Genomic DNA, 14,277 nt, shown 5'->3' on the forward strand with positions numbered 1-14,277 from the left:
GGTCAGACGACGTGCAGTCGCTGGGCGAGGTCGGCGAGCGGGCGGCCGGGGCGGGTGCGCTGGTTGCGGACCCAGTTCAGGACGAGTTCGCGGGCGAGGTAGTGGTGCCGGACCTGCTCGGGCGCCCACTGCTCGGCTTCGAGGACCATGGACAGGGCATCGTCGGCCTGGTTGCGGGCGCTCATAGCGCGGGCTACTTCGAGGTTGTGGCGGGCGCGCCGTTCGGTGGGCAGGCCGGCGGTGTCGACCTGTGGACCGAGTTCGACGGCGACCTGCATGTCTCCGAGTTCTGCGGCCGTGGCCACCTGGTGGATGGCGACGTTGGTCGGGCCGAAGGCGGTCCACATGTGGTTGGCGTCGTGGCCCATGCGCTCGGCGGCGCGGCCGGCCTCGGTGAGGAAGTCCCGAGTGGTGTTGCGGTCATCGGCGCGGGCGGTGGCCATGGAGCCGGCGAGCAGGAGCGTCCCGAAGATCGACAGGTATTCGGGTGTGGCGTCGCGCAGTCCGGGCCGCAGGTAGCCGGCGGCGTCCTGGACAAGTTGGACGGCGGAGTCATAGCGACCGTTGGAGAGCAGGCAGTGTGCGACGGAGCGGAAGAGGGAGCCGACGATGATCGGGCTTCCGCCCTGCTGGGCGGCGGACAGTCCGCGGTCGGCTGCGATCCAGGCGAGGTCGGTCTCGCCGAGCTTGGTCAGCACCATGGCGGCGCCCTGGTAGCTCATGGCCAACAGCTCGTGGGCCTGCGTACCGTCCCGGCCGGTGTAGGACTGGGCGGCCAGGATGGCGTCCGCGAGGATCAGCGGGAGTCGGCGGGTGGCATAGCCGTACCGCGATGCCTGGTAGGCGTCCCAGACGTCGGCGACGTCCCGGCGGAGTTCGGCGAGGTCGGTCGGCTCGCCTTCGGTGGGAACCCCGAGGAGCGGGGTGAGCTGGCGGTAGTTCATCAGGGCTTCGCGCAGGACAGGAACGGTGCGCCGGCCGCTCTCAGGAGTCCACTCCATGAGGGAGGGTTCGGCGAGCAGGTCGCCCAGAGTCACGTCCAGGGCGTCGGCCAGGCTCTTGATGACCGACAGCCGGTCCAGCTCGATGCGGTTGTTCTCGGCCTTGCTGAGCCAGTCGGTGGTCCGGCCGACCAGCCCGGCGAGCACGTCCTGAGACATGCCACGCCGCCGCCGGTACCAGGCCACTCGTTCGCCGATGGTGAGGTTCGTCGTCATTCCTCGCATGGCTTCAGCGTCGCTCCCCTGTACACGGGGACCCCGGAAAAGGATTCCGGGGTCCTGGCGGCGGTTGCTTCTAGCGTTGCGGTCAACCTCGAACGTACGTCGGACCCACGAGCGGTGCAGGAGGGGAGTCGCAGTGCTGACTCCGGCGGAGCGCGATCACATCGCAGAGCTGATCAGGGAGTTGGGGGAAGAGCTGGTTCAGATGTCCCGGCGAACGGATCGAATCGTCACTGCGCTCGCAACTGGTGACGCACAAGATCTTCGAGCTGGTCCAGACGCTTGCCGAGCTGCCGAACGTCCTGGTGCATCGCGGCCAGACTCGCAGTGATCAGCTCGTACTCAGGGGTGTGCTTCGCAGCCGCACCGGTGGGTTCGGCCGCGAACCGGCCCTTCCCCTGGTGTGAGGTCGCGTAGCCATCCTCCACGAGCCGGTTCATTGCTTGGCGGGCAACGGTCCTGGAGACGTTGTGCTCCCGGACGATCTCCGCTTCGGACGGCAGTAGATCTCCTGGGTGCAGCTCGCCGACTCGGATCTGCCGCTTGATCTCGTCGGCGATCTGCAAGTACATCGCCCTGCCGCTGTGCTCTGCCATGGCCCCTCTCCCACTTGACGTACCAAGTGCAGCACAAGCGAGAGATGCAGTCGAGCACGAGCACTTGACACTCTTGGCATACCAAGTCACCCTCAAGCCATCGCCACTTGGAGTACTAAGAACTTCAAGTAAGTCGACAGGAGAGCAGTCATGCCGTCCTTCAAGATCGACACTTCTACCGCGATCGTGTTCGTGGCCGTTCCGGCCGCGCCGAAGGTGGTCAACAAGCAGACGGGCGAGATCGCCCTCGACCGGGAGACCGGCGCGCAGATGATGACCGTGGGCCTGACCGTCGCCGACGAGGGGGAGGCCAACCTCTACACCGTGTCCATCCCGGCGTCCGGCATCCCCGAGGGTCTGCAGGTGGGCATGCCGGTCTCGGTCGTGGGCCTGAAGGCGCGGGACTGGGAGAACGAGTTCAACGGGCAGAAGCGGCACGGCATCTCGTTCCGTGCGGTGGCGCTCGTGCCGGCCCAGTTCCCGGCTGCGGTGCAGGGCTGATCCGCCGTGGCTGACTGGACCCCTCTCCTGGAACTGGGTGGCCCGCTGGTCGCCGGCGGTGCCGGGGCCGCCTACGCCCGGGTCAAGGCGCCCCGCGCGTACTGGTCGGCGATCGGTCTGCCGGTGACCGCGGCCCGGATCGCCCACTCCTATGCGGAGGTGATGGAGGCGTGCGGGCTGGCGGTGGAGCCGTCGATGTGGCGCACGCTGGTCGCCCGGGGTGAGGAGCGGCAGGGGCTCAAGCCGACGCCGCCGCGGGTGCGGGGGGTGCGTCCGACCGCGACGGGGCTGCGGCTTCGGCTGCGGCTGGCCCGGGGGCAGGAGACCGCGGATGTGGTGGCCGCCGCCGAGCGGCTGCGGCACGCGTGGGGGGTGCACGCCGCCTACGTGAGCGAGATACGCCCCGGGGTGGTGGACCTGCGGCTGGTCGGCTTCGACGTGCTGCGGCGTGTGCGGATGCCGCGTGCGGTGCGGGCCGGCCACCCGGTGCGGGTGCCGGTGGCGCTGCGTGAGGACGGGACCGTGTTCGTGCGCGACTACCGGACCGAGCCGCACTCGCTGATCCTGGGGGCCGGGCAGGCGGGCAAGTCGACGTTCGTCCGCAATCTGGTCTGCGCGCTGGCTGTGCGGCCGGTGGCGCTGGTGGGGATCGACTGCAAGCGCGGGGTGGAGCACGCCCCGTTCGCCCCGCGGCTCTCCGCGCTGGCCACCGACCCGGATGCGGCGCTGGACGTGCTGCGGGCGCTGGTGGCGGAGATGGACGCCCGCTACGACCTGATCCGCGCCCAGCAGGGCATCCCCGGGTGGGTGCCGGACGAGCAGGTCACCGCCGACATCTGGGGCCTGCCGGCCACGGTGCGGCCGGTGCCGGTCGTGGTGGTGGTCGATGAGATCGCGGAGCTGTTCCTCGTGGCCACCAAGGCGGACGAGAAGCGGCGCAACGAGATCGTCACCGCCCTGGTCCGGCTGGCCCAGCTCGCCCGCGCGGCCGGGATCTTCCTCGACGTCGCCGGGCAGCGCTTCGGCGCCGACCTGGGCCGGGGGGCGACGCTGCTGCGCTCGCAGCTCACGGCCCGGGTCGTGCACCGGGTCAATGATGTGGAGACTGCCCGCATGGGGCTGGGGGACATCTCCGAGCAGGCCATGGCCGCGGCCACGCAGATCCCGCCCGGCACCCCGGGGCTGGCGGTGGCCGGGGACGCCTCGGGCGCCTGGTCCCGTATCCGCCCCGCGCACCTGTCCCTCGCGGACGCGGCCCGGATCTGCCGGAACAGCGCGCACCTGGTCCCGGACCTGCCCCGGCTGGATGCGTTCCGGCCGGTCGCGGCGGTGCCGGCGCCGCGGATCCCGCCCAAGCCCACCCGGGTCCCGGCCATCCCCTGACCCGCCCCGCCCTCCTCGGTCGGCGCGACCGCCTCGCGCCACGTCCCTACCCCCGCCATGCCCGAACCCGGAAGGAGCACCACCCATGCCCCGAGGACCCTCCGCCCGCGAGATCGCAGCCCTCCTCGCCGCCCTGGACGACGACGACCCGGCCGACGACCGGGCCGGCCTGCCGGAGCGCATCGCCGACACCCGCCCCGACGACAGGCAGACGGCTCGCGACGCCCGCACCGTTGCCGACCGTGCCCGTCGGGACCGGTGAGCGCGGTGGCCGCCCGCAAACGCCCCGCCCCTGCTCCGGCGCCGCCGGCCTGCGACGGCTGCCAGGGATCCGGCTGGGTGGAGGAGACCCACCGGGTCGGCCGCGGCAAGACCGCCCGCCCGGTCGGCCGGACCGCGGCCCTGTGCCCGACCTGCCTGGGCACCGGCACCAACCCCGACGAGTAGCACCCCGCGCCGCCGGGATCGGGCGGCAGGCCCACCGCGCCCCGCCCGGTCCCGGCCCCGACCCACCTGGAAGGAGGAACCGCCGATGTCCCGACTGCCCCGCCCGGACGCCGTCCTGGTGCAGGCCGTGATCGCCGGTGCCCTGTCCTTCGCCCATCTCCACGACATCGCGGCGGCGGCCGGCCAGGACGGCTGGAAGGCGTGGGCCTACCCCGTCTCCGTGGACCTGCTGCTGGTCGCCGCCTGGCGCCGGATGCGCACCCTGCGCGCGGTTGGGGCCCCGGCGCGCTCGGCCTGGACCTGGTTCGCCACCGCCCTGACCGCCTCGCTCGGCGCCAACGTCGCCACCGCCGGACTCCTCGACCTGGCCGCGGTTCCGGACTGGCTGCGGATCCTTGTCGCCGGATGGCCCGCCGTCGCCTTCTTCGGCGGCACCCTCCTCGCCCACACCCGGACCGGCACCGATGAGGCGGAGCCTGCCGAGACCCCGGACTCCGTCTACACCGCCCCGGCCCCCGCGGCCGAACCCGCCGAGACCCCCTCCCCGGAGCCGGAACTGGTCCCGGCCCCCGACCCGCGGCCGGCCCTGCTCCCAGCCGCATTGCAACCGCCGGCGCCCGCCCCGGCCGCGGCTGCCCCCGTCCCGGCCCCGGCGGCTGCTCCTGCGGTGCCGGCGGCGCTGGTCGACCACGCCCGCAAGGTCGCCGACGCGCACCGCGCCCGCACTGGGGCGCCGATCGACGCGGCCACGCTGCGCGCCCGGCTCGGGGTGGCCCCGCAGCTCGCCGACGCTCTCACCGCCCACCTCACCTGAGGAGACCTGTCGTGTCCGTCTCGCTCCCCCTCGTCCTGGTCCTCGGCGTCGTCGCCTGGCTGGTCGTGAAGTTCTTCCGGCTGCGCTGGTGGGCCGTGCTCGCCCTGGTCCTCTTCGGCTTCTACCTGGCCGGCACCATCTTCGCCCCGCTCATCGACGACACCACCCGCTCCGGGGTGGACGCCGTCAACCACACCACCAAGTAACCGCCCTCGGAAGGAGACCCCCCATGTTGCGGCCCAAGCTCCCCGCCCCCGTTCACGTGATCACCACCGCAGGGCAGCCCGCAGCAGCCCCGGCCTGCACCTGCTACCACGGCATCGCCCCGGCTGCCTACGCGCCGCCGACAGTCGTCCACGCCCCGCACCCGGCTCCCCGCCGACCGGTCGCCCCCTACGTCGCGGCCGGTGCCGCCGCGGTGGCGGGTGTCGTGGCCCTGGCCACCGTGCTGACCGCGCTGCTGCTCGCCGTCGCCGTGACTGCCGTCTCGGTCGCGGTCGCCGCCGTGGTGCTGCGCTCCCTGGTCGGCGGCCCCGGCTCCCCGCGCCGCTGACCGGTCCCCGGGACGGCCTCGATACCGCCAAGCATCCGCCGCCCCGCAGACCTCAACCCCCATCTCGCACTGCCGCCCGGAAAGGACCCGCCCGATGGACCTCGCCCCGCTCCTCGCCGCCGCCGGCGTCCCGCTCGCCGGATGGACCGCCCACGGCGCGGTGCTCACCCGCCGCCTGGCCGGCGCCCGCCGTGACCCGCTCACCGGCCTGCACACCCGCGACGGCTTCACCGCCCGCGCCGACCACCTGATCCGCACCCGTCCCGCCCGGGTCACGGTGCTGCTGGTCGACCTGGACGACTTCAAGCACACCAACGACACCCACGGCCACGCCGCCGGGGACGCCGTCCTGGCTGCTGCTGCCGACCGGCTCGCCGCCTGGACCGGCCGCATGGGCGTCGCCGCCCGCCTCGGGGGTGACGAGTTCGCCGCCGCCGTCCTGGACGGATCCGACCGGCTTCCCGCCCTGCGCTCCGCGCTGCGCCGGCCCGTCCCGCACGGCGGGGTGCTGCTGCCGCTGTCCGCCTCCGTCGGCGCCGCCCGCGTGGCGGACCTGCCGATGCCCGTGCTGAGTGACGCGCTCGCCGCCGCGGACGCCGCGATGTACGCGGCCAAGCCCTCGGGCCGCACCGCGCGCCGCCGCTGAAAGACCGGTCCCCGGGGCGGCCTCGATACCGCCAAGCATCCGCCGCCCCGGAGACCTCAACCCCATCCCGAACCCAAGAGCCCGGAAGGGACCTCCATGATGCCCCAGACCACCCCCGCCCCGGTCCGCGTCTGCCCCGACTGCGACGGCCACGCCACCGCCGCCGTCAGCCTCGGCCCCCGACGCGCGGACGGCACCCTGCCCACGGTCACGGTCGCCTGCCGCACCTGCCACGGCGCCGGAGCCGTCCCCGCCCGCCGCCTGGCCCTGGCCGCGGCCGGCCGGTGAGTGTCGTGGCCCTCCTCGACTGGCGCGACGCCCGCCACTGGGCCCCCAAGCCCGCCCCCTGCGGGGTGTGCGAGCAGCCCACCAACCTGCGCTCCGGCCGCGGCAAGCCGGTCCACAAGGTCTGCGCCGAGCAGTGGACCGACACCCACCCCGCCCCGGCCGAGAGCCGTCCCGCGTCCTGACCGCCCGGCCCCGGATCGCCCCGCACCTTCGGGCCGGTCCGGGGCCCCTCCTCCCTTCCGAAGGGGGTACTGCCATGCCCGCACCCGCCCGCATCCTTGACCTGTTCGCCGGCCCCGGCGGCTGGACCCAGGGCCTCGCCGCCCTCGGCCACCGGGACATCGGCCTGGAGACCGACCCCGCCGCCTGCGCCACCCGCGCCGCCGCCGGGCACACCACCGTCCGCGCCGACGTCGCCGCCCACCCCACCGCGCCCCTGGCCGGGAAGGTCGCGGGGCTGATCGCCTCCCCGCCGTGCCAGACCTGGTCCGCCGCCGGACGCCGGGCCGGAAGCGACGACCTGCCCCTGTGCCTGCAGGCCCTGGACGACCTCGCCGCCGGCCGCGACACCCGCACCGCCCTGCGCACCGCCTGCACCGACCCCCGCTCCCTGCTGGTCGCCGAACCCCTGCGCTACGCCCTCGACCTGCGCCCCGGCTGGATCGCCCTGGAGGAGGTCCCTGCCGCCGCCCCGGTGTTCGCCCACACCGCCCGCCACCTGGCCGCCGTCGGCTACGCCACCTGGACCGGCGTGCTGAACGCCGCCGACTACGGCGTCCCCCAGACCCGCCGCCGCGCCTTCCTCCTCGCCTCGACCCTCGCCCCCGTCGCACCGCCGCAGCCCACCCACGCCAAGAACCCCGGCCCTGAGACCCTCTTCGGTTCCGCCCCCGCCCCGTGGGTGAGCATGGCCGACGCCCTCGGCTGGGGCGCCACCGACCGCCCAGCTCCCACCGTCACCGCCGGCGGCGGCAGGAGCGGCGGACCCGAGCCCTTCCCCACCCAGGCCCGCAACGCCCTCAAGCAGGCCCAGCAGCGCGGCGCCTGGGCGCTCCGCAACGGCGGCAACCGCCCCGACGGCGCCGACTCCGTCCGCATCACTGTCGCCGAAGCCGCCGCCCTGCAGACCTTCCCGCCCGGCTACCCCTTCCAGGGCACCAAGACCAAGCAGTTCGAGCAGGCCGGCAACGCCGTCCCCCCGCGCCTGGCCGCCGCCGTCCTCCGCACCCTGGTCCCCGCCGCCGACCGCGTAGGGGTGGCTGCCTGATGCCCGCCGCCACCCCGCCCCCGGTCGCCGACCTGCAGCAGATCGCCCAGCTCGGCACCATGCCCGCCCTGATGCGGCAGCTCTCCGGCCTGGCCGGCTGCACCCGCCCCATCCGCCTCGACGGCTGGCGCACCGAGATCCACGCCCCGACCGGCGAAGTCCTGCACCACTTGGAATCCGCCAACCTGCCCGCCGGGAACCTGCTGCTGCGCTGCGGCAACCGCCGCGCCACCCGCTGCGCCCCCTGCGCGGAGACCTACCGCCGCGACACCTACCACCTGATCACCGCCGGCCTCACCGGCGGCAAGGGCGTCCCCGCCACCGTCGCCGCGCACCCGCGGGTCTTCGCCACCTTCACCGCCCCCTCCTTCGGCCCCGTCCACCACCGCCGCAAGGACGCCCGCCCCTGCCGCTGCGGCACCCTGCATGGCGAGGACGACCCGGCCCTCGGCACACCGATCGACCCCGGCACCTACGACTACCGGGCCGCGGTGCTGTGGAACGCCCACGCCGGCGCCCTGTGGGCACGCTTCACCATCCACCTGCGCCGCGAACTCGCCCGCGCCGCCGGGCTGACCCAGCGGGAGTTCAAGAACCACGCGCGGGTCTCCTTCGGCAAGGTCGCCGAGTACCAGCGCCGCGGCGCCGTGCACTTCCACGCCGTGATCCGCCTCGACGGCCCCGAGGGCGGCGACACCCCGCCCCCGCCCTGGGCCACCCCCGGGCTGCTCGCCGACGCCATCCGCGCCGCCGCCGCCCGCGCCTGCCCGCCCGCCCTGGACCACGGCGGCCGCTCCTACGAGTTCCGGTTCGGCCCCCAGCTCGACATCCGCACCATCCGCTCCGCCGACTTTGACGGCCCCACCCCCGTCACCGAACGCGCGGTCGCCGCCTACATCGCCAAGTACGCCACCAAGGGAGCCGAGACCGCCACCGGCGCCCTCGACCGCCCGGTGAGGTTCCTCGCCGAACTCGCCCACCTCGACATCTCCGAGCACGCCCGCCGCCTGGTCCGCACCTGCTGGGACCTCGGCGCGGACCCCGAGTTGGGCGATCTGCGGCTGCGGGCCTGGGCTCACATGCTCGGCTTCCGCGGCCACTTCTCCACCAAGACCCGCCGCTACTCCACCACCCTCGGCGCCCTGCGCGAGGCCCGCGCCGCCTGGCGCCGCGCCCAAGCCGCCGAACACCTCCACGGCCCCGACACCCCGCCCGCCGACGAGGAGACGGCCCTCGTCCTCGCCCACTGGGCCTTCGCCGGCACCGGCCTCACCCCCGGCGAGACCTGGCTCGCCCAAGCGATCGCCCCCGCACCCGGAACGGAAGGAGAACCCACCCGTGCCTGACGGCCTGCTCACCATCGCCCAGGTTGCCGAGATCCTCAGCACGACCGAGCGCTTCCCGCGCCGGCTCATCGAGGAGCGGCGGATCACGTTCGTCAAGGTCGGACGCCACGTCCGCATCCCGGCCGATGCCCTCGCCGCCTACATCGCGGCCAACACCGTGCACCCGGCTCCCCTGCGCCGGCCTCGGCTGGGGGTGGCTGCCTGATGGCCAGGAAGCGCGTCGGGCGCCGCCAGTTCGGCGCCATCCGCAAGCTCCCGTCCGGCCGCTACCAGGCACGCTACGTGGGCCCGGACGGCGTTCTGCGGCCTGCTGACCGGACCTTTGCCACGGTGACGGACGCTGACCTCTGGTTGGCCAAGAAGCGCATAGAGATCGAGGACGGGCGGTGGCTCGACCCTGACGCCGGGCGGATCACCGTGGAGACGTGGGCGTACCGCTGGCTGGCATCGGTGGAGCCGCAGCTCAAGCCGAAGACGCGGGCTCTCTACCGGGGGCTGATCAGGTCGCGGATCGCCCCGGCATTCGGTGATCGGGAGGTGGCCGCGGTCCGTCCGATCATGGTGGGGGAGTGGGTGGCTGCCATGGGGGCCGAAGGGCTCAGCGCGTCCCGCATTCGGCAGGCCTACCGGCTGATGTCCCAGGTGATGCGCTCGGCGGTGGCGAACGGTCTGCGGCGGGAGTCGCCCTGCGTGGACGTCCGACTGCCTCGGATGCCGGAGACTGAACCGCACATCCTCACGCCACTGGAGGCGGCCCGCCTCGTGCGCGAGACGCAGCAACCGTATGACGTCCTGGTGGCCCTGCTCGCCTTCGCCGGCCTCCGGATCGGGGAAGCATTCGCCCTACGGCGCTCGGACGTTGACCTGGCAGCCGGCCTCCTCTTGGTGGACGAGAACCTGTCCGACGCAGGGGGCGTGCTGACCTTCGACACGCCCAAGTCGCACCAGAAGCGCACGCTCGCGCTGTCGCCGTCGCTGGTGAAACGGCTGGCCGTCCACCTCGATGGACTGCCGGCGGCCCGGGACACGCTGCTGTTCACGACCCGAAGCGGCACGCCGCTGCGCTACAACCAGTGGCGCAAAGCCTGCTTCGACCCCGCGGTGACGGCCGCCGGCCTGGAGGACGTGACTCCTCACGACCTTCGCGCGTCGCATGCGTCCTGGGTCGCCGACCGGCACGGGGTCATGACGGCCGCCCGTCGGCTCGGTCACTCCAACGGCAGCGTCACCACCCGCCACTACGCCCGGCCCGTGCCCGGCCGTGACGCAGAGGTCGCCATGGCCATGGACGGATGGTTGGGCGACGAACGGCACGGCGGGCCCGAAGTGGCACGCGAATGGCACGCCGACGGGAGCGGCACCGAAGATGGGGCCTCGGAGGCTCCCTGACCAGCGCATTCACGCCGCCGGCTGCGGCTGGTGGTGCTGTCTTGAAAACTGTCGCCAGGGGTGACCCTGGCCGAGGGTTCGAATCCCTCGCCCTCCGCGGGAGCTGCACGAACCGGCCCCTGACCAGCACCATCGGTCAGGGGCCGGTCGCATGCCAGGGTGTTGTGCCCGGCTGCCCGTACCTGCCTTTCGCCGTGGAACCGGACAGGAGGAGGAGGCGGGCCGTACGCCCCGCTTGTCGGCGTCAGCCCTCGTAGCCGCCCTGTGCGGGCCGGAGCGGCCCATCGACGGCGACCCGGTCGAGGATTGTGCGGCAGAACCCGGCTCCGGGGTGGCGGTGGCCTTCCGGAACGCCGTCGACACACGAACGCCACTGTCATACATTTGTCATACGCGATGGCGTCCTCCGTCGTGCACCGTCGTGCCGCACCAGATGGGGAGAGGGCCGGACATGGCAGCCAGAGACGCGACCGCACCCTCGGAGAAGCCCGGGCGGACCCGGGGTGCCGCCCTGGACAAGCCCATGCGGGGAAGCCGCGCCTCCGGCCCCACGGGCAAGGGCGGCAGGTCCGCAAGGAAGCCCGTCCTCGCCCAGATGCGCCTCCAGCCCGGCGACGCGGACAGGCTGGAGGAGATCCGCGAGGTCTTCGGGCTGGACAGCACGTCCGACGTCCTGCGGGAGGCGGTGCGCCGTCTGGCGATCGAGGCCGACGAGATCCGTGCGGCGCAGAACATCGGCGACCACTACGGTGACGGGCCCGCCCCGCTTCCCGAAGGCGTGGCTCCGGCGACCGAGGAGGAGCTGGCGGCAGCCGACGCAGAGATCGAGCGGGGCATTGCCGAGGGCCGGTGGTAGGCCCCAGGACGCCCCTGCGCGGAGAGGTGTGGCTGGCGGCGGTCCCCGTCGCCGGTGTCCACCCGGTCGTCGTCCTGACCGCCAACCGCATCGCCCGGCCGCTGTCGGCGGTCACCGTCGTCCTGGTCACGGGCACGGAGGGCCCCGAGGAGACCAGAGTCGCCCTGGACGCGGGCAGCGGCCTGGTGAAGTACCACGAGTCCTACGCCGACTGCACCAGCATCCACACCCTCGACAAGCCCCGATTGCGCAGGTGCATGGGCCGGGTGCAGGCCGCCGAGATGGCCCGTATCGAGGACAGCGTGCGCATGGTCCTGGGGCTGCGCGCCTGATCCGGCCGACCGCGCCGGCCCTTTCGTGTGGTCTTCCGGAGGCTCGGCCCGGTCCTTCTCCTCCGGCGGCGGTGCGGACGGCCTCACCACTGCTGATCGGGCTCGTTCACTGTGGCAGGACCCGCAGGGAACGGGTCCTGCCACGGTGCCCGAGGAGCGGCCGGGGAACGCTGCCGCCCCGCGAGGGCGGCTCAGTAGTGCCAGTGCGGCCTTCCGGAGACCATGCCGCAGGTGATGCGGCGGCCGGCGGCGTCGGTGGTGGTCCTGCCCAGGTCGGCCTTCCGGCAGAACTGCCCCGCCTCGTAGCAGTTCCCCGCGTTGGAGCGGATGCTGCACCGTTCCGCTCCGCCGCCGGAGCCGCTCCCGCCGCCGCTCGTGCGGCTTCCCGAGCTGTGGGTCGCCGTGCCGCCGCCGGAGTGGGACGCGGGCCTGGAGCTCTTCGCGCTGCTGCCGGCGGTCCCGGCCCTCGCGGTCACGGTCGCCGTCACGGTGGCTTCGGCGGTGCGGGTGACGGTGACGGTGGGCGCCGGCGCCGCCTCGGCCGTGACCGTGACCGTGGCCGTGGTGGTGGCGGTGACGGTCGCGGCGGGCTTCGCCGTGGAGCCGCCGCTTCCGGCGGCGGCCCCGATGCCGCCGATGAGGAGGAGCAGCGCGAGGAGGCCGCCGCAGCCGATGGCCGCGATCTTCGGACCCCTGCGTCCGGGCGGACCGGCGGGCTGGGCGGGCGGCTGCTGGTACGGGTTGTGCATGGCGTCCCCGATGTTGTGGCGATCTTGTGGCGACAGCGTGTCAGCCGGGTGTCGCCCGACGGTATGGGGACGGGTGGTTCGTGGCCGAGCCGTTACTCCGGGGGTCCGGTAGGGGCCGATCTGTCCGCGGTGCGGCAGGCTCCGCCCGAACCGGCGGGGCCGCGTGCAGACGGGTGGCGGATCCCTCCGTCCCCGCGGGGCGAAGCCGCGTGGAGCCGCGGCGGATCCACGGCTGTGCAGGAATGAACGGGACTGCCGTGGAAGGGAGGTGTCGGTGCGACACCTGACTTGGCGGGAGGCCGCCTGAGCCCCGAGGTGCCAGGCTTCTGCGCCCGGCAGGAGCGTCCACTGGAGCAGGTGGTCCGTCAGGTGGCGAAGTGCGGAGCCGTGGGTGCTGTCGACCCGTCCCCGGTGGACCGTCCCGCCTCACGAGGCCCTCGGCACACGCCTCCCGCCCTGCGGGCAGCAGAGGGACCGCCGCGGCGGGACGGCCGCTCCGGACGGTGGGGACCCGCCGGCTACATCGCCACGAACTCCGTCAGGATCGCCTGCACCTCGTAGATGTCCACGCCCTTGGTGAAGGTCTTCTGAATCGGCAGCTGGGTGCCGGAGACCCAGATCTTCAGCTCGGCGTCGAGATCGAAGGTGCCGGCGGTCTCCACCGCGAAGTGGGTGATGCTCCGGTACGGGATCGAGTGGTACTCCGTCTTCTTGCCGGTGATCCCCTGCTTGTCGACCAGGACGAGCCGGCGGTCGGTGAAGAGGATCGTGTCGCGTATCAGCAGGTAGGCGGCGTGCACCTGCTCGTTCTTCCCCAGCAGGCGCGCGTACTCCTCCTGCGCCGCCCCCGGGTCGACGGCATGGGCGTTCCCGAACAGTGCCATGGCTGGCCTCCGCAGGTCGGTGACGGATGGTCATGGGACCGTACAGCGGTCGCCGCCGCGGCGTCCCTGCTCCGACGACATCCGTTCTGCTCCCCGCGGTGCGAAGCCGGGGGCGGCGGAGGGAGGCGGCGGCAGGGAAACGGCGGCTCCGGTGCTGCCGTGGCCGGCGGCGGTCCCGGTGCTCCTCGGCACCGGCAGGTCCGGGCGGACGGGCAGGGCCGCGTGCACGTCGCATCGCCGGCCGGTCCACGGGGCGTGCCGTGGTCTCGCGGCGGCGCTCTCCCCGGATCCCGGCTTCCTGCGGGGGACCGGGGGACGCTCCCGGCCCCGGGTCAGCGGGAGCGGAGCAGGCCCTTCTCCCGCATGGCGGCCGTGAAGGCGAGGGTCTGGTCCGCGTCCAGGGCGGCGGCGGGCAGGGCCATGCCCGCCCGGGGGGACATCCGGAGCACCCAGAAGTCCCCGACGCGCGAGACGCTGCGGAACGTCGTCCACGTCCGCGAGGTCGCGCGGTCCGGGCCCTGCGTGCGGTACTCGGTGTCCGTCAGGGTGACCGTGACCTCGCGGGTGCCCTTCAGGTACGGGGCGAGCCGGCGTCGTACCGCGCGCTCGCGCAGAGCGAAGAACACCACGCCCCATGCCGCGAGCACCGCCCCGGGCCAGGGCGGTGTCCGGGCGCCCGACAGGGACGCCGCGACGCCGGCCAGGCCGACCGCCACGCAGCCGGCGCTGACCAGCCACCGCTGCACGTACCCGCGGCGGCCGAGGGCCCGGTACGAGGCCATGACCGTGGCCGGGGTGGTGGTGAAGGTCGCCGTGATGTCCATGCGGTCCTCTGCGGAATGGCCGGGGCCGGTCGTCCGCCGTCCGCCGCTCCGTGCGGCCGGCCGGTGGGACCACCGTCGGAATCCAACCACCAGCCCCGGTCCCGGCGTACCGCGGCCCCGGCATCCTCCCGGTCCGGCTACGGTCCCGCCCCGGCATCGCCGTCCCCCGCGACCGTCTG

The 14,277-nt window shown here is 74.0% G+C and carries 20 protein-coding genes and 1 tRNA gene; 16 read left to right on the top strand and 5 right to left on the bottom strand.

Annotated elements, in window-relative coordinates:
- Window positions 1-2: 2 nt before the first annotated feature.
- The gene (locus tag LO771_RS07835) at window positions 3-1,226 is read right to left on the bottom strand and encodes a helix-turn-helix domain-containing protein (protein ID WP_230649238.1); all 1,224 of its coding nucleotides are present in this window, start codon (window positions 1,224-1,226) and stop codon (window positions 3-5) included.
- A gap of 227 nt (window positions 1,227-1,453) precedes the next feature.
- On the bottom strand, window positions 1,454-1,819 hold the full coding sequence (locus LO771_RS07840; RefSeq protein WP_230649239.1) for a winged helix-turn-helix domain-containing protein: 366 nt from the start codon (window positions 1,817-1,819) through the stop codon (window positions 1,454-1,456).
- Between the two features lie 150 nt (window positions 1,820-1,969).
- Between LO771_RS07840 and LO771_RS07845 the strand changes: the two genes are divergently transcribed.
- The 16 genes from LO771_RS07845 (at window position 1,970) to LO771_RS07925 (ending at window position 11,641) form a co-directional block, all read left to right on the top strand.
- Window positions 1,970-2,320 (top strand): hypothetical protein, encoded by a 351-nt coding sequence (locus LO771_RS07845; protein ID WP_230649240.1) that lies wholly within the window; start codon window positions 1,970-1,972, stop codon window positions 2,318-2,320.
- A gap of 6 nt (window positions 2,321-2,326) precedes the next feature.
- Window positions 2,327-3,703 carry an FtsK/SpoIIIE domain-containing protein gene (locus LO771_RS07850; RefSeq protein ID WP_230649241.1) on the top strand — a complete coding sequence of 459 codons (1,377 nt, stop codon included), beginning with the start codon at window positions 2,327-2,329 and terminating at the stop codon, window positions 3,701-3,703.
- Between the two features lie 85 nt (window positions 3,704-3,788).
- Entirely contained in the window at window positions 3,789-3,965 is a 177-nt protein-coding gene (locus LO771_RS07855; RefSeq protein WP_230649242.1) for a hypothetical protein, read from the top strand.
- A gap of 270 nt (window positions 3,966-4,235) precedes the next feature.
- Window positions 4,236-4,964 carry a DUF2637 domain-containing protein gene (locus LO771_RS07865; RefSeq protein WP_230649243.1) on the top strand — a complete coding sequence of 243 codons (729 nt, stop codon included), beginning with the start codon at window positions 4,236-4,238 and terminating at the stop codon, window positions 4,962-4,964.
- Between the two features lie 11 nt (window positions 4,965-4,975).
- Window positions 4,976-5,170, top strand: a complete 195-nt coding sequence (locus LO771_RS07870) for a hypothetical protein (protein WP_230649244.1) — start codon at window positions 4,976-4,978, stop codon at window positions 5,168-5,170.
- A 23-nt stretch (window positions 5,171-5,193) separates the two neighbouring features.
- Complete coding sequence (locus LO771_RS07875) at window positions 5,194-5,517, top strand: SpdD protein (RefSeq protein ID WP_230649245.1); 324 nt, start codon at window positions 5,194-5,196, stop codon at window positions 5,515-5,517.
- A gap of 94 nt (window positions 5,518-5,611) precedes the next feature.
- Window positions 5,612-6,163 carry a GGDEF domain-containing protein gene (locus LO771_RS07880; protein ID WP_230649246.1) on the top strand — a complete coding sequence of 184 codons (552 nt, stop codon included), beginning with the start codon at window positions 5,612-5,614 and terminating at the stop codon, window positions 6,161-6,163.
- 96 nt (window positions 6,164-6,259) lie between these two features.
- Window positions 6,260-6,451, top strand: coding sequence for a hypothetical protein (locus tag LO771_RS07885; protein WP_308188856.1), 192 nt, complete (start codon window positions 6,260-6,262; stop codon window positions 6,449-6,451).
- A gap of 5 nt (window positions 6,452-6,456) precedes the next feature.
- Window positions 6,457-6,633 (top strand): hypothetical protein, encoded by a 177-nt coding sequence (locus tag LO771_RS07890; protein WP_230649247.1) that lies wholly within the window; start codon window positions 6,457-6,459, stop codon window positions 6,631-6,633.
- Between the two features lie 74 nt (window positions 6,634-6,707).
- Entirely contained in the window at window positions 6,708-7,718 is a 1,011-nt protein-coding gene (locus LO771_RS07895; protein ID WP_230649248.1) for a DNA cytosine methyltransferase, read from the top strand.
- Window positions 7,718-9,064: a replication initiator gene (locus tag LO771_RS07900; RefSeq protein ID WP_230649249.1), complete on the top strand. Its 1,347-nt coding sequence runs from the start codon at window positions 7,718-7,720 to the stop codon at window positions 9,062-9,064. Before LO771_RS07895 ends, LO771_RS07900 begins: the two co-directional genes overlap by 1 nt.
- Window positions 9,057-9,269 carry an excisionase family DNA-binding protein gene (locus LO771_RS07905; RefSeq protein WP_230649250.1) on the top strand — a complete coding sequence of 71 codons (213 nt, stop codon included), beginning with the start codon at window positions 9,057-9,059 and terminating at the stop codon, window positions 9,267-9,269. Before LO771_RS07900 ends, LO771_RS07905 begins: the two co-directional genes overlap by 8 nt.
- Window positions 9,269-10,453 carry a tyrosine-type recombinase/integrase gene (locus LO771_RS07910; RefSeq protein ID WP_230649251.1) on the top strand — a complete coding sequence of 395 codons (1,185 nt, stop codon included), beginning with the start codon at window positions 9,269-9,271 and terminating at the stop codon, window positions 10,451-10,453. Before LO771_RS07905 ends, LO771_RS07910 begins: the two co-directional genes overlap by 1 nt.
- Window positions 10,441-10,550 (top strand) — tRNA-Ser (locus LO771_RS07915). Before LO771_RS07910 ends, LO771_RS07915 begins: the two co-directional genes overlap by 13 nt.
- 354 nt (window positions 10,551-10,904) lie before the next feature.
- Window positions 10,905-11,309 carry a hypothetical protein gene (locus LO771_RS07920; protein ID WP_230649252.1) on the top strand — a complete coding sequence of 135 codons (405 nt, stop codon included), beginning with the start codon at window positions 10,905-10,907 and terminating at the stop codon, window positions 11,307-11,309.
- On the top strand, window positions 11,303-11,641 hold the full coding sequence (locus LO771_RS07925; RefSeq protein WP_230649253.1) for a type II toxin-antitoxin system PemK/MazF family toxin: 339 nt from the start codon (window positions 11,303-11,305) through the stop codon (window positions 11,639-11,641). Before LO771_RS07920 ends, LO771_RS07925 begins: the two co-directional genes overlap by 7 nt.
- Before the next feature lie 191 nt (window positions 11,642-11,832).
- Here the strand turns inward: LO771_RS07925 and LO771_RS07930 are convergent, their stop codons facing one another.
- The 3 genes from LO771_RS07930 to LO771_RS07940 form a co-directional block, all read right to left on the bottom strand.
- A complete protein-coding gene (locus LO771_RS07930; RefSeq protein ID WP_230649254.1) occupies window positions 11,833-12,390 on the bottom strand; it encodes a hypothetical protein in 558 nt (185 codons plus the stop codon).
- A gap of 518 nt (window positions 12,391-12,908) precedes the next feature.
- Entirely contained in the window at window positions 12,909-13,274 is a 366-nt protein-coding gene (locus LO771_RS07935; RefSeq protein ID WP_230649255.1) for a PH domain-containing protein, read from the bottom strand.
- A gap of 332 nt (window positions 13,275-13,606) precedes the next feature.
- Complete coding sequence (locus LO771_RS07940) at window positions 13,607-14,098, bottom strand: hypothetical protein (protein WP_230649256.1); 492 nt, start codon at window positions 14,096-14,098, stop codon at window positions 13,607-13,609.
- Window positions 14,099-14,277: the final 179 nt, after the last annotated feature.

The organism is Streptacidiphilus sp. ASG 303 (genome assembly GCF_020991365.1).
In the GTDB taxonomy this organism is placed as follows: domain Bacteria; phylum Actinomycetota; class Actinomycetes; order Streptomycetales; family Streptomycetaceae; genus Peterkaempfera.